The organism is Bradyrhizobium glycinis, from assembly GCF_016031655.1.
GTDB lineage: Bacteria > Pseudomonadota > Alphaproteobacteria > Rhizobiales > Xanthobacteraceae > Bradyrhizobium > Bradyrhizobium glycinis.
The window spans coordinates 15,073-36,055 of sequence record NZ_JACCHQ010000030.1 but is presented as its reverse complement, the minus strand read 5'-3'; the positions used below and the strand labels follow the sequence as shown (position 1 = coordinate 36,055).

20 protein-coding genes are annotated in these 20,983 nt (G+C 64.9%); 7 read left to right on the top strand and 13 right to left on the bottom strand.

Annotated features, from left to right (window positions below):
• Positions 1-40 precede the first annotated feature (40 nt).
• From HZZ16_RS31120 to HZZ16_RS31105, 4 genes are read right to left on the bottom strand one after another with little or no spacing between them, the layout of a single operon-like run.
• Complete coding sequence (locus tag HZZ16_RS31120) at positions 41-829, bottom strand: ABC transporter ATP-binding protein (RefSeq protein WP_197953825.1); 789 nt, start codon at positions 827-829, stop codon at positions 41-43.
• Between the two features lie 4 nt (positions 830-833).
• Positions 834-1,592 carry an ABC transporter ATP-binding protein gene (locus HZZ16_RS31115; RefSeq protein ID WP_197953824.1) on the bottom strand — a complete coding sequence of 253 codons (759 nt, stop codon included), beginning with the start codon at positions 1,590-1,592 and terminating at the stop codon, positions 834-836.
• Positions 1,589-2,740, bottom strand: coding sequence for a branched-chain amino acid ABC transporter permease (locus HZZ16_RS31110; protein ID WP_197953823.1), 1,152 nt, complete (start codon positions 2,738-2,740; stop codon positions 1,589-1,591). The genes HZZ16_RS31115 and HZZ16_RS31110 overlap by 4 nt, the downstream gene beginning before the upstream one ends.
• Positions 2,741-2,745: 5 nt before the next feature.
• On the bottom strand, positions 2,746-3,621 hold the full coding sequence (locus HZZ16_RS31105) for a branched-chain amino acid ABC transporter permease (protein WP_197953822.1): 876 nt from the start codon (positions 3,619-3,621) through the stop codon (positions 2,746-2,748).
• Between the two features lie 273 nt (positions 3,622-3,894).
• Here HZZ16_RS31105 and HZZ16_RS31100 point away from each other — a divergent pair, with 273 nt between their 5' ends.
• From HZZ16_RS31100 to HZZ16_RS31080, 5 genes are all read left to right on the top strand, one after another.
• Complete coding sequence (locus HZZ16_RS31100) at positions 3,895-4,644, top strand: ABC transporter ATP-binding protein (protein WP_197953820.1); 750 nt, start codon at positions 3,895-3,897, stop codon at positions 4,642-4,644.
• Complete coding sequence (locus tag HZZ16_RS31095) at positions 4,641-6,170, top strand: permease (RefSeq protein WP_197953818.1); 1,530 nt, start codon at positions 4,641-4,643, stop codon at positions 6,168-6,170. Before HZZ16_RS31100 ends, HZZ16_RS31095 begins: the two co-directional genes overlap by 4 nt.
• A gap of 91 nt (positions 6,171-6,261) precedes the next feature.
• Complete coding sequence (locus tag HZZ16_RS31090; RefSeq protein WP_197953815.1) at positions 6,262-7,074, top strand: MBL fold metallo-hydrolase; 813 nt, start codon at positions 6,262-6,264, stop codon at positions 7,072-7,074.
• A gap of 71 nt (positions 7,075-7,145) precedes the next feature.
• A complete protein-coding gene (locus tag HZZ16_RS31085) occupies positions 7,146-8,090 on the top strand; it encodes an EamA family transporter (protein ID WP_197953813.1) in 945 nt (314 codons plus the stop codon).
• 71 nt (positions 8,091-8,161) lie between these two features.
• Positions 8,162-8,683, top strand: coding sequence for a hypothetical protein (locus tag HZZ16_RS31080; RefSeq protein WP_197953811.1), 522 nt, complete (start codon positions 8,162-8,164; stop codon positions 8,681-8,683).
• Between the two features lie 95 nt (positions 8,684-8,778).
• Here the strand turns inward: HZZ16_RS31080 and HZZ16_RS31075 are convergent, their stop codons facing one another.
• The 3 genes from HZZ16_RS31075 to pcaB all read right to left on the bottom strand — a co-directional run bounded on the left by HZZ16_RS31075 (position 8,779) and on the right by pcaB (position 12,243).
• On the bottom strand, positions 8,779-9,228 hold the full coding sequence (locus HZZ16_RS31075; RefSeq protein ID WP_197953809.1) for a cupin domain-containing protein: 450 nt from the start codon (positions 9,226-9,228) through the stop codon (positions 8,779-8,781).
• Positions 9,229-9,511: 283 nt separating this feature from the next.
• The gene (locus tag HZZ16_RS31070) at positions 9,512-10,768 is read right to left on the bottom strand and encodes an aminopeptidase (protein WP_197953807.1); all 1,257 of its coding nucleotides are present in this window, start codon (positions 10,766-10,768) and stop codon (positions 9,512-9,514) included.
• A gap of 113 nt (positions 10,769-10,881) precedes the next feature.
• The gene (pcaB, locus tag HZZ16_RS31065; protein ID WP_197953805.1) at positions 10,882-12,243 is read right to left on the bottom strand and encodes a 3-carboxy-cis,cis-muconate cycloisomerase; all 1,362 of its coding nucleotides are present in this window, start codon (positions 12,241-12,243) and stop codon (positions 10,882-10,884) included.
• Positions 12,244-12,627: 384 nt separating this feature from the next.
• On the opposite strand from pcaB, the gene HZZ16_RS31060 reads away from it, so the two are divergent.
• Complete coding sequence (locus tag HZZ16_RS31060; RefSeq protein ID WP_197953803.1) at positions 12,628-14,184, top strand: winged helix-turn-helix domain-containing tetratricopeptide repeat protein; 1,557 nt, start codon at positions 12,628-12,630, stop codon at positions 14,182-14,184.
• Between the two features lie 43 nt (positions 14,185-14,227).
• Here HZZ16_RS31060 and HZZ16_RS31055 read toward each other — a convergent pair whose 3' ends face one another.
• From HZZ16_RS31055 to HZZ16_RS31040, 4 genes are all read right to left on the bottom strand, one after another.
• Positions 14,228-14,905 carry a hypothetical protein gene (locus tag HZZ16_RS31055; protein ID WP_197953802.1) on the bottom strand — a complete coding sequence of 226 codons (678 nt, stop codon included), beginning with the start codon at positions 14,903-14,905 and terminating at the stop codon, positions 14,228-14,230.
• Positions 14,906-14,994: 89 nt separating this feature from the next.
• Positions 14,995-15,708 carry a hypothetical protein gene (locus HZZ16_RS31050; protein ID WP_197953800.1) on the bottom strand — a complete coding sequence of 238 codons (714 nt, stop codon included), beginning with the start codon at positions 15,706-15,708 and terminating at the stop codon, positions 14,995-14,997.
• 132 nt (positions 15,709-15,840) lie between these two features.
• Positions 15,841-16,089: a hypothetical protein gene (locus HZZ16_RS31045; protein WP_197953799.1), complete on the bottom strand. Its 249-nt coding sequence runs from the start codon at positions 16,087-16,089 to the stop codon at positions 15,841-15,843.
• A gap of 146 nt (positions 16,090-16,235) precedes the next feature.
• Positions 16,236-17,201 (bottom strand): NAD(P)H-dependent flavin oxidoreductase, encoded by a 966-nt coding sequence (locus HZZ16_RS31040; protein WP_197953798.1) that lies wholly within the window; start codon positions 17,199-17,201, stop codon positions 16,236-16,238.
• Between the two features lie 97 nt (positions 17,202-17,298).
• On the opposite strand from HZZ16_RS31040, the gene HZZ16_RS31035 reads away from it, so the two are divergent.
• Positions 17,299-18,861 carry an AMP-binding protein gene (locus HZZ16_RS31035; RefSeq protein ID WP_197953797.1) on the top strand — a complete coding sequence of 521 codons (1,563 nt, stop codon included), beginning with the start codon at positions 17,299-17,301 and terminating at the stop codon, positions 18,859-18,861.
• Between the two features lie 345 nt (positions 18,862-19,206).
• Here the strand turns inward: HZZ16_RS31035 and HZZ16_RS31030 are convergent, their stop codons facing one another.
• The gene (locus HZZ16_RS31030; RefSeq protein ID WP_197953796.1) at positions 19,207-19,980 is read right to left on the bottom strand and encodes a thioesterase family protein; all 774 of its coding nucleotides are present in this window, start codon (positions 19,978-19,980) and stop codon (positions 19,207-19,209) included.
• Positions 19,981-20,002: 22 nt separating this feature from the next.
• Complete coding sequence (locus tag HZZ16_RS31025) at positions 20,003-20,971, bottom strand: NAD(P)H-dependent flavin oxidoreductase (RefSeq protein ID WP_197953795.1); 969 nt, start codon at positions 20,969-20,971, stop codon at positions 20,003-20,005.
• Between the last annotated feature and the right edge of the window lie 12 nt (positions 20,972-20,983).

The following is a 20,983-nucleotide window of genomic DNA, read 5'->3' as shown; positions in this document are numbered from 1 at the left end:
GCTTAAGGTTGGGCAAGCTCATCTTACTGCCAGCTCGTTCTCACCGCCACGTCTTCTTCTTTTTCCAGCGCCGCTCGCCGCGCGCGCCCGCTTCCTTGGCACCAAGGTAGAATTCCTGGATGTCCTGGGAATGCATCAAGCGGTCGCAGGTATCGTTCATCACGATACGACCGATCTCCAGCACATAGCCGTAATGGGCGGTTTCCAGCGCCACCTTGGCGTTCTGCTCGACCAGCAGGATCGACATGCCCTGCTCCTCGTTGACCCGGCGGATGATGGTGAAGATCTCCTTCACCAGCAGTGGCGACAGGCCGAGCGATGGCTCGTCGAGCAAGAGCAGCGTCGGCCGGTTCATCAGCGCGCGCCCGATCGCGAGCATCTGCTGCTCGCCGCCGGAGAGCTGGCCCGCCGGCTGGTTGATGCGCTCCTTCAGGCGCGGGAAATAGCCGTAGACGCGCTCCATATCCTCCGCGACGCCGTCCCGATCCTTGCGCGGATAGGCGCCCATCATCAGGTTCTCGCGCACCGAGAGGAACGGGAACACCTCGCGCCCCTCCGGCACGTGGCTGAGGCCGAGCCGCACGATCCGGTCGGCCTCCATGCGCTGGATCGGCTTGCCCATGAACTCGATCGCGCCCTTCTGCGGATCGAGGATGCCGGAGATGGTCTTCAGCACCGTGGTTTTGCCGGCGCCGTTGGCGCCGAGCAACGTGACGATACGGCCGCGCGGCACCTCCAGCGAGATGCCGCGGATCGCCATGATCGGCCCGTAATAGCTCTCGATGTTGGAGAGCTTGAGGATGATGTCCCGGGTCGCAGCGGCATCCATCGGCTCAAGCTCCCAGATATGCTGCGACGACGTCGGGGTGCTGCTGCACTTCGGCGGGCGAGCCCATCGCCAGCACGCGGCCATAGTTCAGCGCGATGACGCGATCGGAGACGCGGTTGACCAGCGACATGTCGTGCTCGACCATCAGCACGGTGACACCGAGCTCGCTCTTCATGTCGCGGATCCAGAACGACATGTCGTCCGTCTCCTCGACATTGAGGCCGGAGGACGGCTCGTCGAGCAGGATCAATTTCGGCTCCGAGCACAGCGCGCGCGCCAGCTCGATCACCTTGCGCACGCCGTAAGGCAGCCCCGAAATCAGCTTGTCGCGGTAGGGTTCGAGGTCGAGGAATTCGATGACCTGCTCGACCCGGCGGCGGTGCACCTTCTCGTTAGCCCGCACGCTCGGCAGGAACAAGAGCTCCTGCCAGAGCTGCGTCGTCGAATGGCGATGGCGGCCGACCAGAAGGTTCGACAGCACGGTCGCGTTCTCGAACAGCTCGATGTTCTGGAAGGTGCGGGCGATGCCGAGCTTGGCGATGTCGTAGGGCGGCTGCTCCGTGATGTCCTGGTCCTCGAAGAAGATGCGGCCCGAGGTCGGCCGGTAGATCCGCGAGATCAGGTTGAAGATCGAGCTCTTGCCGGCGCCGTTCGGCCCGATGATCGAGAGGATCTCGCCCTTCTCCACCGCGAACGAAACCGCATCGACCGCCTTGAGGCCGCCGAAGTGCAGCGACAGGTTCTCGGCGCGGAAATAGCTCATCGATTGCGCTCCGACTTCACGTAGATCTTCTGCCGCTTGAAGGTGGCGCGCTTATAGAGCGGGAACAGCTGGAAGAAGAGCTTGATCTTGAGCCAGCGGCCGTAGAGCCCGAGCGGTTCGAACAGCACGAACAGCACGATGATGATGCCGTAGATCGCGCCCTTCAGGCCGTTGAGCGAGGCGAAGGCCGCAACCTTCGCCTCGATATTGCCCGCAGTCGCCGTGCCGGCGCCGAATGCCGCGGCGACGCCGGCGATGATGCCGGGCATGTCGTCCTTCAGATAGGTGAGGAACGGGTCGATCATCACGATGAAGATCGCGCCGAGCACGGCGCCGTGCAGGCTGAAGGTGCCGCCGATCAGAATCACGATGATGAACTCGATCGAGAGCTGAAGCGTGAACATCTCCGGCGAGATGAAGGAGAGCTTGTGCGCGAACAGGACGCCGGCAAAGCCGGTGATCGCGGCCGAGATCGCGAACGACTTCACCTTGTAGAGCGCGACATTGACGCCCATGCTGCGCGCCGCCGTCTCGGAATCGCGGATCGCGACGAAGGCGCGGCCCGTCGGCGAACGCAGCAAATTGAGTGTGCCGACGATGGTCAGCACCAGCACGGCAAGGCAGAGGTAATAGAAGGTCGGGCTGTCGCGCGGCACCGCGACGCCGAGCAGCGACAGCGTCTTGACCCGCATGCCCTCGTTGCCGTGGGTGACGCTCTCCCACCGCGCCAGGATCTCCTCCACGATCAATGCGAACGATATCGTGGCGATGACGAGATAGATGCCGGTGAGGCGCAGCGCCGGGAAGCCGACCATCGCGCCGATGATGCCGGTCAACAGCCCGGCGGCGAGGAAGTAGACCGGGAACGGCACGTTGTACTTCTGCAAGTACGCGGCCGTGTAGGCGCCGATGGCGAGGAACGCCGCGTGCCCGAGCGAGGCCTGGCCGGTGAAGCCGGTCAGGATCAAGAGCGCCACGCCGACGGTCGCATAGATGCAGACGAAGACGAGCTGGCTCATCAGATAACTGGAGAGCACGTAAGGCGCGATCAGCAGCAGCGCGAGCAGGACGCCGTAGGTGACGACGTAGCCCGAATGCGGGAACAGCTTGATGTCGTCCTCGTAGTCGGTCTTGAACAGGAAGCGCATGGCGTTCAGACCTTCTTGCGGACGTGGAGGCCAAACAGGCCCTCGGGCTTCAGCAGCAGCACGGTCAGCAGTACGATGTAGGGCGCGACATCCTTCCAGCCCTCGGGCAGGTAAAAGCCGGCCATGCTCTCGATCACGCCGATCAGGACGCCGCCGACCACGGCGCCGGGGATCGAGCCGAAGCCGCCGAGCACGGCGGCGGGAAACGCCTTGAGGCCGAGCACGAGGCCGACGTTCGAGTGGATGAAGGTGATCGGCGCCAGCAGCACGCCGGCGCAGGTCGCGACCGCCGCGCTGATCGCCCAGACGACGGATACGACGCGCTTGACCGGAATGCCCATGTAATAGGCTGCCAGCATGTTCTCGGAGCTGGCGCGCATCGCGGTGCCGAGCGTGGTCTTGTTGAAGAACAGCCAGAGCAGCGTGCACAGGATCATCGTCGCCGCGATCACGGAGAGCTTGTCGTAGGCGAGCACCAGCGAGCCCACGCGCAGCACGCCCTGGCTGAACGGCGTCTCGATCTTCAGGTCGTCGGTGCCCCAGATCATGCCGGCGACCGAACGCAGGAAATAGCCGAGACCGATCGTAACCATGATGATGGAGAACTGGGGATAGCCGAGGATCGGCCGCACGACCACGCGCTCGGCGAGCATGCCGAACAGCGCCATGGCAGCGACCGCACCGGCGAAGCCGATCCAGTAGTTTAGGCCCATCATGCCGATGAAGGTGAAGGCGAAGAAGCCGCCCAGCATCATCAGATCGCCCTGGGCAAAATTGACGACTTCGGTGGCCTTGTAGACGAGCACGAAGCCGAGCGCGATCAGGCCGTAGACGCAGCCGAGCGCAACACCGCTGACCAGCTGCTGAACGAAATCCAGCATTGACGCGCGTCCTCCCGATGCAACCGGCGTTCTTCTAGGCCGCCTTGCCGCATCTTGTGTCCAGTCGCTACGCAGTCGTTTCGCCGCGTTCGCGCCATTTGTCCGGAATCAATTCAGCCTGAACGCCCGCGCGCTGTCAACAAACGGTGACTTGTCGGGATGCCTTGCCTTTAGTCCAATCCGGTTGGCGGAATTTGCAGCAGTGCGATTCACGGTGCCGAAACATCTTCAGGTCATGGTCGCGGGCGATGCAAACCGGATGGTGTGGCCGTCATGAAGCCGGATAACTCGGCCCTGGAAGTCCGAGGGTTAACGAAGCGTTTTGACCGTTTGGCGGTCGACAGCCTCGATCTCAGCATTCACGCCGGCGAATTCTATGCGCTGGTCGGCCCAAACGGCGCCGGCAAGACCACCACTTTGCGCATGGTTGCGGGCCTGCTCAGGCCCGATGCCGGCGCCGTCTCGATCTTCGGCATCGATGCGCTCCAGGATCCCGTCGCCGCCAAGCAGGTGATGGCCTGGGTCTCCGACGAGCCCATGATCTACGACAAGCTCACCCCGCTCGAATATCTCGAATTCGTCGCCGGCCTCTGGGGCATCGCGCCGCCGATCGCGCAACCGGCCGCCGAGGAACTGCTCGATTCGCTCGGGCTCGAGGCGCACCGCCACGAGCGCTGCGAGGGCTTTTCCAAGGGCATGCGCCAGAAGGTCGCTCTCGCAGGGGCGCTGGTGCACGATCCCCGCCTCATCATCCTCGATGAGCCGCTGACGGGGCTCGATGCGGTCTCCGCCCGTCATGTGAAGGGCCTGCTCAGCGCGCGTGTCCGCGCCGGCTGCACCGTCATCATGACCACGCATATCCTCGAGGTCGCCGAGCGGATGGCCGACCGCATCGGCGTGATCGCCTCAGGCCGCCTGGTCGCGGAAGGTACGCTCACCGAGCTGCGCCAGCAGAACGGCCATGCCGACACCAGCCTGGAAGATCTCTTCATCGCGCTGGTGACGCTCCAGGCCGCGGCATGAGCTCGGCAACCGCGCTGTCCTGGTTTGCTCGCCACGAGCTGCGGCTCGCCTGGCGCGAATGGCTCGCCATGATGACGGGCGGGCGCCGCAAACGGGCGCGCGCGGCAATGATCGGCCTGTTATGCTTCGCCGCGCTGCTCCACCTGCCGGCCTGGACGGTGATCGGCCGCTTCGCCGACCTGCAGCTGCCGCTCGACAAAACCTCGCTGATCGTCATTTCGGCGACGATCTTTCTCGCCTGGACCTTGATGCTGTCGCAGGCGATCGAATCCGTGACACGGGTATTCTACGCCCGCGCCGATCTCGACCTGATCATGTCCTCGCCGGCGAGGCTCGCCAATCTTTTCTCGGTCCGCATCGCCGCGATCGCGCTGACCATCACCGCGCTGGCGCTGCTGTTCTCGACACCCTTCATCGACGTTCTGGTGATCGGCGGCGGCGCGCGGTGGCTCGCAGCCTTCGGCGTCGTCATTGCGATGGGCCTGTCGGCGGCGGCGATCGCGATCGCCGTCACCATTCTCCTGTTCCGGCTGATTGGCCCGGCGCGGACGCGCCTGATCGCCCAGATCCTCGCCGCCATCATCGGCGCGGGCTTCGTGATTGCGCTTCAGGTCGCGGCGATCATGTCCTACGGCACGCTGTCGCGCTTCACCATCCTGACCTCGGGGAGCCTTGCCGCCTACGCGCCCGACGTCGACAGCACCTGGTGGTGGCCGGCGCGGGCGGCGATGGGCGGCAACGAGGCGCTGGCGCTGCTTCTCGCGCTCGCGCTGGTCATGCTCGGCGGGGTGATGGCGATCTTCTCGCACCGCTTTGCCGACACCGCGATCGATGCGGCGGCCTACGCCACGTCCGGCCGCGTCCGTGCCAAGGACCGCGCGTTCCGCGGCGGATCGCGCCAGCAGGCGCTGCGTCGCAAGGAATTCATGCTGCTGTGGCGCGATCCATGGCTGATCTCGCAAACCTTGATGCAGCTGCTTTATCTGGTGCCGCCGGCGCTGCTGCTCTGGCGCAATTTTGCCGACAGCTCGGCGGCGCTGACGCTGATCACACCCGTCATCGTGATGGCGGCCGGACAGCTCGCGGGCGGGCTCGCCTGGCTGACGATCTCGGGCGAGGACGCGCCCGACTTGGTCGCGACCGCGCCCTTGATGCCGTCCGGCATCATCCGGGCCAAGATCGAGGTGGTGCTGATCGCGATCGCCGCAATCTTCGCTCCGCTGCTGGCGGCGCTGGCGTTCGCCTCGCCCAATCAGGCCGCAATCAGCGCCGGCGCGATCATCGTCAGCGCCGCCTCGGCAACCGCGATCCAGCTTTGGTTCCGAGTGCAGGCAAGACGCAGCCAATTCCGACGCCGCCAGACGTCCTCGCGGCTGGCGACCTTCGCCGAGGCCTTCTCCTCGATCGGCTGGGCCGCCACCGCCGCACTGTTGCTCGCTTTGCCGCTGGCCGGCCTCATCAGCGGCCTGATCACCGCAGGCCTTGTCGCGGTCACCTGGAAGTTCAGCCCGAAGCGCGAGCAATAGGTGCGACACTGACGCGCTGTTGATCGCACCCCATTGGCGAGCCTCCGCATTGCACGCTAGACTTCGCCGCGAAGTCATCGGGGACGGATCCATGCGGCGACTGGTTTTGGCGGCTATCGCGCTGTTTGGCGCATTCCTAACCCCTGCCCTCGCCCAACAGCTGCAGCGCAGCGAATGCCTCGCGATGGCCAATGCGGCGCCGCGGGTCATGCCGGTGGTCTTCAGGCAGGCGGCAGCTGCGGCCGAGGTCGAGATCACCTATGCCGGCCATTCCACCTATTTCATCGACACGCCCGCCGGCTTGCGCATCGCGACCGATTATAGTGGCGCTTATCAGGTGGGGCGACTGCCCGATGTCGTCACCATGAACCGCGCGCACAGCACGCACTATTCCTTGTATCCGGACAAACGAATTCCCCATGTGCTGCATGGCTGGAGCGACGACGGCAAGCCGGCGATCGTGTCGCAGCGCATCAGCGACACCTTCATCCGCAACGTCACGACCGACATTCGACGTTATTACAGCGACGATGCCGGCAGTGACATGATCCGCGACGGCAATTCCATCTTCATCTTCGAGGCGGCCGGCCTCTGCATCGGCCATCTCGGCCATCTTCACCATAAGCTCGACGACAGCCATTTTGCCCAGATTGGGCGGCTCGACATCGTGATGGTACCGATTGACGGTACCTATACCATGTCGCTCGACGGCATCTCCGAGATCACCAGGCGGCTGCGCGCCTCGGTGGTGCTGCCGATGCACCGCTTCGCCACCCCGCTCGACGACTTCATGCGCCGGATCGGCCAGCAGTTCGAGATCGACCGCCGCCTCGAGCGCTCGTTCCGGATGTCGCGGGATACGCTGCCGACGAAGCCGACGGTGATCATCCTCGACGGGGTCTGAAGCGTCTGAACCGGAACGCATCAACCGGTAACGACTTGGTTGCTCCGATATCCATCTCAGTCGGAGCAATCATGAGCAGACGGTTCCTGGTTATCGGCTCGTTTGCGGCCATCTATCTCCTGTGGGGTTCCACCTATTTCGCGATCACGCTGGGATTGACATCGATACCGCCGTTTCTGCTGATGGCAGTTCGATCGTTCTGCGGCGGCATGATCTTGCTTGCCTTGAGCGGCAGACATGTCGCGAGCGCCCCGGGGCGGACATGGTTGCAGGCAGGCCTTTGCGGGCTGCTTTTCTTCGTCGGCTGCCACGGCGTTCTCGCCTTCGCACAACAATCGGTTCCGTCCGGCGTGGCCGCCATCGTCCTCGCCACGATTCCGTTCTGGATCCTTCTGGCGGACACCCTATTCCCGGGCGATCAGCGCCCGCGGCTGATCGCGCTGCTCGCGCTCGTCCCCGGCTTCGTGGGCGTCGGGCTCGTGGCATTGCAGAATGCCGAGCAGGCCGGCATCAGCATGCTTCCGATCGTGTGGCTGCTCGCTGCGGCGCTGTCGTGGTCGATCGGCACCGTGCTGTCGCGCAGCATGTCACATCAGGAATCCGCGATCGCGCTCTCTGGCATGCAGCTATCGATTGGAGGCGCCGTGTTGTTCGCGATCAGCTGGCTGACGGGCGAGCTGGAGAGTTTTAGACCGAGCGAGGTCTCGATGACCTCAGTTGCAGCAGCTCTTTGGCTGATCGTCTCCGGCAGCGTGATCGGATTCGTCGCCTACAATTGGCTGCTCGAGAATGTCTCGACCTCCCTGGTCTCGACCTACACTTTCGTCAATCCGGTCATCGCGGTGCTGCTCGGCACCCTCGTGCTCGGAGAGCCATTCTCTCGCATGATGCTGGTGGGCGCGGGTCTCGTCATTGTCGCCGTTGTCGCCATCTGGCGTGCTGAGAGCTCGAGCAATCGGTCGACGCAGGCGGAGGCCGATCGTCCCATGAGACATCTGTCGCTGCACAAGACCTGACGATCGACGGCAATTTTCTCCAAGTCCCCCGCGGCTCATCCGTGCTGAATCCTCGGCAACAGGAGAGCAACATGAACGACTTTGCGAGACTTCTTCACGCCAGCGCACCGCATCCCGAACATGCGGCCGCGCTCCAGCTCTACGGCCGTTTCGTCGGCGATTGGGACGCCGAGATCACCGCCCATGGACCGGACGGCAGGAGCCACACCGCGCCGGGCGAAATCCATTTCGGCTGGGTGCTGGAGGGCCGTGCCGTGCAGGACGTCTGGATCATTCCCCGGCCGGCGGGCAGCGCGGCCTTTCCGATCGCCGGCAATTGGTACGGCACCACGATGCGCGTCTACGATCCGGCCATGGATGCGTGGCGGATTTCCTGGTTCGATCCGGGCCGCCGCGTGTTCCGGCAGCAGATCGGCCGCCCCCGTGGCGAGGACATCGTGCAGGAAGGCACGACCGAATCCGGCGAACTGACGCGCTGGAGCTTTACCGATATCACCGACGACTCTTTCCTTTGGCTCGGTGAGGCAAAGTCGGCAGCAGCGCAGGATTGGCGGCTGATGGTGGAGGTCAGAGCGCGACGGCGTAGGCCATGAAGGTCGTCATGGAAACGAAAAGAGGGGCCGGGACCTTGATCCCGACCCTCTTCGTCGTGGCCGCTGGGAAGCGTCCTTGAGACCTTGATGTCCGCTTAGCCGGCGCCCATCAGCGAGGCCGGACGGCGCTCGCCGGTGGAGGCGAACATCTTCTTCAGCTTGTTAACGACGCGGATCAGGAAACCGATCATCACCGGATTGGTCTTGCGGCAGAAGGCGATCTTCTTGACGTGGCCTTCGACATGCCATTTGGCATGCGCGCCGTCGCGGAAGAAAATGACGTCGCCGGGGCCGTAGCGCTTAGGGGGCATACCATCGCTCTCGAGCACGATCGAGCCTTCCATAATCATGATCGTCTCGTCGATGTCGTAGTACCAGTTGAAGCGGCCTTCCGTGCAGTGCCAGATGATGGTCTGGGCGGTGCGGTCGGCGCTGGTGGACAGGACGCGCGAGCGCGACACCGGGTTTCCCTCGATTATCCAGGACGGCTCGATCGGGCTCGGCTCGAGGTCAACATTGCAACTACCGACTTCAATCAATGACATCTGCTTCCTCGGGAAATGATATTTGCGGCCGAATCCCGGCCGGGATTGTCTCGAAAGATGTTCGGACGCTAGTGGCCCGTTTCTAATTCTTTCTTACATCGATTTCGAGAATCAGCCGGAAGCGACACGTGCAAACGGTTAACGCCGCAATTTTCTTGCAAATCCACGGACATGACCCGGTCCTTCCGGGGTGCGACAAAGTGCGCGACGGCACTGGTATGGGCTCTGGCCGCCGGCCGCGCGGCGGCTCAGCTGGTCCGCGATCAAGCCGAGTGACGCAGGGCTACTTCGCCCATTCGCCCTTGCGGAAGACGGGCACTTTGCTGCCGTCGGCCAAGATGCCGTCGATGTCGGTCTCGGCCGAGCCGATCATCCAGTCGATATGGATCAGGCTCTGATTGCCACCTTGGGCCGCGATCTGCTGCGGCGTGAGCTGGGCACCATTGACGAAGCACTTCGAATAGCACTGGCCGAGCGCGATGTGCGAGGCCGCGTTCTCGTCGAACAGTGTGTTGTAGAACAACAGTCCGCTCTGCGAGATCGGCGAGGAATGCGGCACCAAAGCCACCTCGCCGAGGCGCCGCGCGCCCTCGTCGGTGTCGAGCACCTTGTTCAGCACCTCGGCGCCGCGCGAGGCCTTTGCATCGACGATCTTGCCGTCCTCGAAGCGCACCGCGATGTTGTCGATCAGCGTGCCCTGATAGGACAGCGGCTTGGAGCTCACGACATGGCCGTAGACGCGACGGCAATGCGGCGTGGTGAAGACCTCTTCGGTTGGGATATTGGCGTTGCAGCTGATGCCGTTCTTGGAGAGCGAGGCGCCGCCTTCCCATTCGTGGCCGTCGGCAAGTCCGATGGTGAGATCGGTGCCGGGACCCGAGTATTGCAGCGCGCGGAAACGCTGGCCGTTGAGCCAGTTGGTGCGCTCGCGCAGCACGGCATTGTGGCTCGCCCAATTGCTGATCGCGTCCTCGCGATCGACACGGGACGCGGCGAAAATCGCGTCTGCGAGCTTGCCGACCGCGACATCCTCAGGATCGTCAGGAAACACCAGCTTTGCCCAGGACGGGCTCGGATAAGCGATGATATTCCAGTTGGTGTCGAAATTGACGATCTTCTCCAGCGCAGGCTGATAGGCCATCGAATTGGCCTTGCTGGCGCGCGCCACCTTGGAAGGATCCTCGCCCGACAGCAACATCGGATTATCGCCGACGATGGCGAGCCGGGCGGTGTTGTCGGAGAACGCCTTGGCCATGCCCTCGTAGAGCCAGCCGGCGGCACGATCGAAGCTGTTGTCATGGCCGTGGCGGTAGCGCGCCAGCGTCATCTCCTCGTCCGAAAGGATCGGCGTCACGAGGCCGGCGCCGGCCTTGTAGGCGTGCACGGCGATCCGCCGCACCAGGGGCAGCGCGATCGCGGGCGCCGTCAGAAGCAGATCCTGTCCCGGCCGCAAACCCAGGCCCACTTTCACCGCCACCTCGGCCAGCCGGTCGAGCTTCGCCGGGTCGATGGGAGTGGAAGTATTGCGTTGATCAGTCATGCCGGGCCCTCTGCCGAAAGTCGCTCACTCAATTTAAGCCTAGCACCGCGAGACACAAGTGTGCGAGCGCCTTGCGGCCTTGGAAAGATACGCGGTTTCACGCATCTTGGTTTTCAACGCGTTGCCGATGCCAGCACCCGGTCGACCATGGCGGGCGCGAGCCCGAGGTAATTTCTCGGTGAGGTGAGCGCCTCGATTGTGGCACGATCGATGCGGCTCGATATCCGTGAATCCGCGGATAGCGCATCAGCGAGGCTCATCCCCTTCTCGTTGGCCTGACGACAGGCATCGTAGACCACGTCATGCGCCTCCTGCCGGCCGATCTGCGGGGCGAGGCCCATCATGACCGCTTCGGCCACAATCAGGCCGCGGCTGATGGCCAGATTGTCGTTCATCTTCGCCTCGTACACGATGAGACCTGCGAGCGCGAACTTCGCCTGGTGCAGCGCGCCGGCGGTCAGCACGAAACTTTCGGGGATCGCCATCCATTCCGCGTGCCAGGGGCCGGTGGCGCGCTCGAAATCCTGCACCATGGCGTCGAGCATGAGGCCGGCGTGCTGTCGCACGGCCTTGGACGCTGCAAGCATCAGCTCCGAGGAGATCGGGTTGCGCTTCTGCGGCATGGTCGAGGAGGCGCCGCGCCCCTTGACGAAAGGCTCATAGACCTCGGCGAACTCGGTCGAGGCCATGATCATGATGTCGAGCGCGACCTTGCCGAGAGAGCCGGTGACGAGAGCAAGGAAGTTCACGGCTTCGGCGAAGCCATCGCGCGCGACGTGCCAGGTCGAGGCGGGAACGCCGAGCTTCAGCTCGGTGCAGAGCGCCTTCTGCACCTCGAACCCCTTGTCGCCGAGCGAAGCCAGCGTACCGGCCGCACCGGCGAACTGGCCGACCAGCACGCGCGGCTTCAGCTGCGCCAGCCGCTCGGCGTGGCGGTCGAACATCGCGAGCCAGATCGCGGTCTTGTAGCCGAACGTCACCGGCAGCGCCTGTTGCAGATGGGTGCGGCCCGCCATCGCAGTGTCGCGATGGCGCTTCGACAGATCTGCGAGGATCTTGCGCAGCTCGTCGATGTCGCGTTCGACGATCTCGAGCGCGGCGCGCAGTTGCAGCACCACGGCGGTGTCCATGATGTCCTGCGTGGTGGCGCCCCAATGCACGTAGCGGCCCGCCTCACCGCATTGCTTCACCATCTGATGCACCAAAGGCAGGATCGGGTAGCCGACGACATCGGTCTCCTGCCTGAGCAGATCGAAATCCAGCGCGCCGATGTCGGTCCGCGCCGCGATCGCTGCGGCCGCCTCCTGTGGGATCACACCACACTTCGCCTCCGCCTTCGCCAGCGCCACCTCGACCTCGGCATAGCGTGCGACCGTCGCGACGTCCGAGAACACCTCGCGCATCTCAGGCGTGCCGAAGGCGTCGCGAAACAACAGGGAGTCGAGCACAGTGGTGGCGGCGGGGAAAGCAGGCATGGCGCTTCTTTGGGATTGGTGTTTTGTGTGGGCGACAGCTTACGCAGGCCGCGCAGCTCGGCAATGGACATTCGCAGTTTCGCCACACATTCGTCCCTGCCTCGCAAGCGCGCGCCATTGCCCGTGATCCTGAAGCGGAGGCCTAGAAGGCTGCTTCACAGCCTGCCTCTCGCACCTCAACATGGCGGGCTGATTGCGGTGGGAGATCTCGGCGGCCCCGACCGCAACATTCCAGCTGGGGATGTATTCCCCTCGGAAAACCACATGGCTGCGATCACGCGATTGCGATGAACCAAATGCCCCCGTCGGCAGACACATGGTTTTTCGACCCAAATTTCATTTTGTTTGCTTGCCCGATTTCGCAATGAGGCCCGAGTTTTCGACGTGCAGTTTCTGTTCCGGGACCACCTTCTCGATACCGACCGGCGCGAGCTGAGCCGCGAGCAGGTTCCCATTGCCGTGGAGCCGCAGGTTTTTGACCTCGTCGTCCACCTCATGCAGAACCGCGACCGGGTTGTCAGCAAGGACGAGCTGATCGACAAGATCTGGCACGGGCGCAGCGTCTCCGAATCCACCCTGACCAGCCGGATCAACGCGGCGCGCAAGGCGATCGGCGACGATGGCGCGAGCCAGTCGCTGATCCGCACCATCACCCGCAAGGGTTTTCGCTTCGTCGGCGATGTCCAGACACAAATCGGCGCGGTCGCGCCGGAGCCGGTCCGGATCGCCCCGTCCCAGGCAACCTTCGCGCTGCCGGAGCGACCCGCGATCGCCGTGCTGCCCTTCACCAATATGAGCGGCGAGGTCCAGCAGGATTATTTCTCCGATGGTATCAGCGAGGACATCATCACGGCGCTGTCGAAGCTGCGCTGGTTCTTCGTCATCGCGCGCAACTCCTCCTTCGTCTACAAGGGCCGCGCCGTTCACATTCACGAAGTCGCGCGGGAGCTCGGGGTACGCTACGTGGTCGAAGGCAGCGTGCGGCGGAGCGGCGAGCGCGTGCGCATCTCGGCCCAGCTCAACGACGTCTCGACCGGCAGCCATCTCTGGGCCGAACGCTACGACCGCGAGCTCGCCGACATCTTCGCCGTGCAGGACGAGATCACGGACGCGATCGTCGCCGCCATCGAGCCGCAGCTCTATGCTGCCGAAAGCTTCCGGGCCCAGCAGAAGCCGCCGGGCAGCCTAGATGCATGGGACCTCGTGATGCGCGCGCTGTCGCATTATTGGCGCATCACCCGCGAGGACAATGCCGCCGCGCAAAAGCTGCTGGAAGAAGCGGTGACGGTCGACCCGGCCTATGGCAAGGCGCTGGGCCTGCTCGCCACCAGCCATATCTTCGGCGCGCATATGGGCTGGGCCGACATGGCTGCCACCGTGCCGGTCGCCCAGCGTGCGGCGCTCGCGGCGGTGGAGGCCGATCGCGAGGATGCCTGGGCCCATCACGGCCTTGCTTACACCTACTTGTTCCGCCGCCGCTTCGACGACGCGCTGGCCGAATTCGAGCTGGCCTTGAGGCTCAATCCGAATTTCGCGATGGCGCATGCCTTCCACGGCGTGACACTGTGCTATGCCGGACGTTGGCAGGACGGCGAAGCCGCCGCCCGCCGCGCCCTGCGGCTGAGCCCGCGCGACCCGCTCGCGGCGATCTATTGCGGGGTTGCGGCCTATGCCCGGTTCGTCGGCCGCGACTACGTGGGCGCCGTGCAGATGGCTCGGGAATCGATACGCCAGCGCGGAGATTTCGTCGGCGCGCACCGCGTGCTGACGGCCGCGGCCGGCATGCTCGGCGATCCGGCCCTCGCGGCATCCGCCCTGGAAGGCCTGCGCCGCGCCCAGCCCGAGGTCTCGCTTGCCTGGATCACGCGCGAGCTGCCGATGCTGCGGGAAGAAGATCGTGCCCACTATCTCGAAGGGCTGCGGCGCGCCGGAATGACGTGACGGTCGCTGGGGCGACTGCTCCGCTTGATCCCCGCGTCAGGTGCTAGTCGTCGTCAGGCCCGAACAGCTTGATCTGCGGGAACCCGCCGCGCGCACGGCCCGCGTAATCGCGCGCATCGGAATCTTCGCGGATGTTGCGGGCGATGTCATCCCAATCGGTGCGGTCGCGCATGCCGCGCGGCTCGCGGGACTCGTAATAATAGCGGCGCTCGGCCCAGCGCTCGCGACGCTCGGCTCGGCGCCGTTCGGACGCGGCGCGCTTCACATCGGAATCCCTCGCCTTGGCATAGGCGTTGTTCGGTGAGGACGACGGCTCGGTCAACGCCTGCTGCTCGGCAGGCTTCGCCGCCTGTGGCGCAGCGGCGGGCTTGGACGGCTCGACTGCAGCGGCTTGCGAGGGCTGCGACGCCGGTGCGGCATTCGCCTGCGTCGTTAGCGTGTCGGCCTTTGCGGCTTCAGGCTTTGCTTCGGCCTGCGCGGGCGCGGCGAACATCGCGCCAAAGGCTTGCGAGCCGGTGAGATAGTTCACGCGCTCGGAGGGAGCGTTGGTGCTCGCCGGCGTGGGAATTACCGTGCGCTGCGCCACCTTGCTGGTATCAGGCCCCTGCTTGGACGCAACCGGATTCATGATGTTGCCGGCAACGATGCCGCCACCGAGACCAATGGCGATGGCCGCGATGATGGTTCCTGCACCGACAAAATAGGCTGTCGAGGCGCGCATTCATCCACTCCGTCTTTGGAGCGGGCAACGCGTGGGGATTGCCAGATGTTCCTGATAAGCCGCGGCTCCTCGACGAGGAACCGCGTGCGTCAGATCTGCTGCGCGACCTTCTCGAGCCCGATGAGGCGGGCGAGCTTACGCACTTCTTCCTTCTGATCGTCGCGAAGCTGGAACAACAGCGGCATCGCGGCCGACTTCAGCTGCTGCACCTCATCGCAATTCGGATCGATCTGCGCGCTGGGCGGCGCATTCGGATTCGACAGCCTGTTCGCCTGGATCTTGCGGGCGACGTTGCGCAGCGCGGTCTCGACCGAGGGCCAGTAATATTCCTGAGACGAGGAGAGTTTCAGGCGATCCCTGATGCCTGCGATCTGCACGTCGGACAGCAGCGAGTAGGATTTTTGCGGCGGCGGCTTGGCGACGACTTTCGGCTTGGCCGGAACTTCGACGGCCGGAACCTCGGTCGCGGCGGGCGCCTCGTGCGCGCTCGGCTTCGGCATCGGGAAGTCGGATGGCGTGGCGGCGGCGAAGGCCTGACGGAGCGGCTCGGTCAGGACCGGTGCCTGCGCCAGCTTGTCGGCGGCGACCTGGACCGGCTCGATCGCGGCCGAGGCCAGTGCGAGCGTCGGAACTAGGCGGTCGGCCTTTGCGGCGCGGTTGGTTGCGAGCGGCTTGGCCGGGGGCGTCTCGGTGATCATCTCGGCGCTGACGCTGGGAACGCTGTCGCGGCCGAGGATGGCAGTGGTTGCGGCGCCGAGGACGAGGAAACAGGTCAGCGCGACGATGGTGATGGCTTTGGACAAACGTCTCTCCGCGTCCGACTTCAAGTCCACGTGATCACTGCCCGGAAACTGGGCGATAATTAAGGCTGAACCGTGCCATTGCGGCGGCAATCGCGCGGACTACAGCGACATCGCCTGGAAACTCCAAGGAAATCAGGCGGCCGCCGCGAGGTCATAGGCATCCTGGATGTCGGCGACGATCTCCGAGGCTTCCCAGACCGCGCGCGGCTCGACCGATTGCAGCGTCACCGTCCAATTGCCGCCGCGGCGGGTTCGGGGGACGCTGACGATGTCGAAACGGACGTTGCGGCACAGCGGGTGGCGGGCCAGCGCATGAGCGACGCGGACGCGGATCTCGTCCATGGTCGCAGCCGTTTTGCCGTTGAGATAATTGAAGTCCATCGCCTGTCCCTCTCGTCCTGATTGGCGGCCACGAGGGGGATTCTTGGCTGGTGATGGTTAATCCGCCGTTAAGTGGGGCGGGCCGGAGGCATACGGGATTAACCGTGCCTGATGCACCGCCGGTCTGTTGTTGGAGAGGCGAAGACCTACCGCCCTCCGGCCCGGCGATATTCCGCGATGGTCTGCGCAACGAGATCGTCGGCCGCGAGCACATCGGTGACACCCGACGTCGAATGCCCGCCGCTCCAGATGTCGCGCCAGCGTTTGGGACGGCTTTCGCGCACGGCGACGTCGATATCCTCAGTGATATCGATTGCGCCGCGCGCCGGCAAATCGTCGGGATCGAGCCCGGCGGCCACGATCGATGGCCTCAGCATGCTGGTCTGCAAGCCCGTGAACGCGGTGGTGAGCAAAATATCGTCGGCGCTGCTCTCGACCAGCATCTGCTTGTGACGCTCGTCCGCCATGCTCTCGCGCGTCGCGATGAACTTCGTGCCCATATAGGCGAGATCGCAGCCGAGCACTTCGGCGGCATGCAGCGCGCGACCGTCGCTGATGCCGCCTGCGAGCACGATGATGCCGTCGTAGAACGCGCGCACCGCGCGGACGAAGGCGAACGGGTTGAGCCAGCCGGTCTGGCCGCCGGCACCGGCGGTGAGCAGCACCAGCCCGTCCGCCCCCGCTTCCGCGGCGCGTTCGGCATGGCGGATGGAGGCCACGTCCGCCAGCACCAGCGCGCCGGCATCGTGCAGCGGCTTCAAGACGGGCGCCGGCGAGCCGACCGACGTGATGACGAGCTCCGGCTTGTGCCGCAGCAGCACGGCGAGATCCTGCTCTAGCCGCGCATTGGAGCGGTGAACGATCAGATTCGGGCAAAGTGGCGCTGCCTTTCGCCCGGTTTGATCTTCATGCTGCCGCAGCCGCAGCTTGATTTCAGTGAGCCATGCATCGAGCTGTTCCGCGCCACGGCAATTCGCGCTTGGGAAGCTGCCGATCACCCCGTTCCGGCAGGCTGCGACCATGAGCTCGACGCCCGATACCAGAAACATCGGCGCCGCGATCAGCGGCAGGGCGAGTCGATCGCGGAAGCGTTGCAGTCGATCCGATGGCATGCATGCCTCCCTCGCGCGGGCCTTGTGGTTTCCTCCCGCAGTCTCTGTGCTAGCGTCGTCAGCAACATTGGCACGCCACAAGCCGGTGAGGAAACTTATGTCTGATCCGCTTCACGCATCATCCCCGGCTTGTGCGCAGACGCTACGGGCGCTGTCGCGCTATCCCGACCGCATTGCTTTCGCCTGGCCCGGGGGATCGTTGAGCTATCGCGGTGCCATCGACCTGATCGGCCGCATCCAGGGCGTGTTCATGCGGCTCGGCTTGCAGCCCGGCGCCCGCGTCGCCTTCCTCACCGCGAACCGCGCCGACAGCTGGTGCGCAGGCGTTGCCGCCCAATTGGCCCGCCTCTGCATCACCTGGCTGCATCCTCTGGGATCGCTGGAGGACCAGTTGTTTCAGCTCGAGGATTCCGAAGCCGAGTTGCTGGTGGTGGATGCGGCCGCCTTCCGCGACCGCGGCGGCGAACTCGCCGCGAAGGCCGGCCGGCTCAAGGCGGTCTTCACCATGGGACCGGCCGGCTACGGCGTCGATCTGCTGGCGGCGATCGAGAGTGCGGGGCACGCCAGCGCACAGTGCCTCGCCGGCCCCGACGATCTCGCCACGCTGAACTACACTGGCGGCACCACCGGAAAATCCAAGGGCGCGCTGCGCTACCATCGCGAGAACAGCGGAGCTGCCGGCGCGATCCTTGCCGATTTCGAGATCCCCGAGGCTGCGCGCTACCTCACGGTCGCGCCGATCAGCCATGTCGCGGGCACGAAGGTGCTGCCGACCCTGATGCGCGGCGGCACCGTGCACATGCTGAAAGGCTTCGATCCCGAAGCCGTGCTGGCCACGATCGCAAGCGAGCGCATCAACTTCACGCTGTTCGTTCCGACCATGATCTATGTGCTGCTCGATCAGCCTGCGCTCGGCAAGACCGACCTCTCCTCGCTCGAGCTCGTGCTCTATGGTGCCTCCGCGATGTCGCCGAGCCGGCTGCTGGAGGGCATCGAACGCATCGGCCCTGTGTTCTCGCAGCTCTACGGACAGACCGAATGCTATCCGGTCTCGGTGCTGCGCAAGGCCGACCACGATCCCAAGCGGCCGGAGCAGTTCCTGTCCTGCGGCTTCCCGATCGCGGCCTGCGAGGTCAAGATCCTCGACGACAACGACCAGGAGGTGAAGACGGGCGAGGCCGGCGAGATCTGCGTGCGCGCGCCGCATGTGATGGCGGAGTATTGGAAGCGGCCCGACATCACCGCCGAGACGCTGAAGAACGGCTGGGTCCACACCGGCGACATCGCGCGACAGGACGAGCGCGGCTACATGTTCATCCTCGACCGCAAGAAGGACATGATCGTCACCGGCGGCTTCAATATCTTTCCGCGCGAAGTGGAGGACGTGCTGTCGCAGCACGCGGACGTGGCGATGGTCGCGGTCGTCGGCATTCCCGACGAGAAATGGGGCGAGGCCGTCACCGCCATCGTCGTCCCGCGCGAAGGGACGAAGCCCGATCCGGACGAGCTGATCAACCTGGTGAAGACGCGGAAGGGCCCGGCGCATGCGCCCAAGCAGATCCAGTTCGTCAAGCAATTGCCGATGACCGGCGTCGGCAAGGTCGACAAGAAGGTGCTGCGCGCGGGCTTCTGGAGCGGGCGGGACCGGATGGTAGGGTAAATACTCCGGAATTCTACGGTGTCGTTGTTGCTTCGGCACCACAGCCCGCAACGGAGTCGACGACGGCGATGCCCGCGCAATTGCCGGCGAATCAGGGAATCAACTAGACCGCTGATGGGGCTGGGAAGCGGAGAGTGAAATGAGAGTCGCTTCCCTGGAAAGTGCGGTCGCCGCGATCACGTTGATCACGGCCATCATCGTGGTGCTGTGGGGGATCAAGATCTTCTACGGTGTGTGAACTGGCAGGATGCCGAGCATCCCTTCCGCGGCGGCGGAAGCCTGCCGTTCAATCACGCGATGCGCGAGGTGGCTCTCACATGATCGGTGTCACGGACTTCGCGCCTCTCACCGCTTCTCGATCACGAGGCTCTGCACCGCGCGGCCGAAATAGCCCTGGCAGTCGGCGAGGCGTGACATCGCAAGTCCCGCGCCCTCGGGGCCGATCCAGGAATCGCCGTCGAGCAGGATCCACTCGCCGACCGGCTGGCGCGCAAAGCTCACGGTGAGGTCGGCGTTGATGTAGGTCCAGGCGCGGAAGTCGAGCGTCGAGGCGGTGCCGTTGGAGAAATCGGCGGCGACCACGGCGCGCATCGCCTGCGAGACGGCCTCGCCTTCGATCAGCGGATGGTCGACGCGAAACCAGATCGCGCCGGCACCGGCCTGGCCGAAGCGGCCGCGCGCGGCGCGCATCGAGACCGATCGCACGAACGGGCTGGTGGCGGCATGACCGTCCTCGACCAACGAGTCCTCCGGCGAAGGCAACGTGACCGGCAGCTCCTCGATCTCGTCGGGCAGCGTCAGCTCCTGGCGCCTGATCTTCAGCACGGTGGCGCCGACCACCTGCACGCCGTCGGCGAGCAGCTTGATCCCGCAGAGCTGGATCTTGCGGCCCTCGCGCAGGACCTCGGTCGCGATCGTGAGCGGCGCCACCGGCACCGGGCGCATCAGATCGATGGTCACGCGCGCGACATCCATCGGCGCCGGCGTCGGGATGCGCTCAGCCGCCCACGTCACCAGCGACGCCGGTGCCGAGCCATGCTGCATGCGCCGGTCCCAGGGGCCGGCTGCATCGGGGCTGGTGACGACGTTATTTCCGTCGACGCGGTAGATGGCCGTCATGCTGCACTCGATCTGGGAGCGATCACAACGGCGGATCGATCGCTTCGTCGTATTCCTGCTTGAAGCGCGCGATCAGCTCGGCCGCCGGCACGACCTTGTCGATGCTGCCGATGCCCTGGCCGCTTCCCCAGATCTCCTTCCAGGCCTTCGGCTTGGCGCGCTCGCCGGAAGCGTCGGTGCCGAAGTTCATCTTGGAGGGATCGGACGTCGGCAGATTGTCGGGATCCATGCCTGCGGCCAGGATCGAGGGCTTCAGATAATTGCCGTGCACGCCGGTGAAGAGATTGGAATAGACGATGTCGTCGGCGCTCGAGCCCGCGATCATCTCCTTGTACTTCTCGACCGCATTGGCCTCCTTGGTCGCGATGAAGGCCGAACCGATATAGGCGAAGTCGGCCCCCAAGATGCGCGCGGCGCGGATCGCCTTGCCGTTGCCGATCGCACCCGACAGCGCGATCGGACCGTCAAACCATTTTCGTGTCTCGGCCACGAAGGCCAGCGGCGAGATGGTGCCGGCATGCCCGCCGGCGCCGGCCGCGACCAGGATCAGGCCGTCGGCGCCCTTCTCGATCGCCTTGTGCGCGAATTTCTGGTTGATCACGTCGTGGAAGACGATACCGCCCCAGCCGTGCACGGCCTGGTTCAGCTCCTCGCGGGCGCCGAGCGAGGAGATGATCATCGGCACCTTGTACTTGGCGCAGAGTTGCATGTCGTGATCGAGCCGGTTGTTCGACTTGTGCACGATCTGGTTCACCGCGAACGGCGCCGACGGCCTGTCGGGATGAGCGCGGTCATAGGCCGCGAGTTCTTCGGTGATCCGCGCCAGCCATTCGTCGAGCAGCGCCGGCGGCCGCGCATTCAGCGCCGGAAACGAGCCGACCACACCCGCCTTGCACTGCGCGATCACGAGATCGGGCACGGAGATGATGAAGAGCGGCGAGCCGATCACAGGGATCGACAGGCGCCCCTTGAACAAGGCAGGCATGGACATTGCGGAACGATC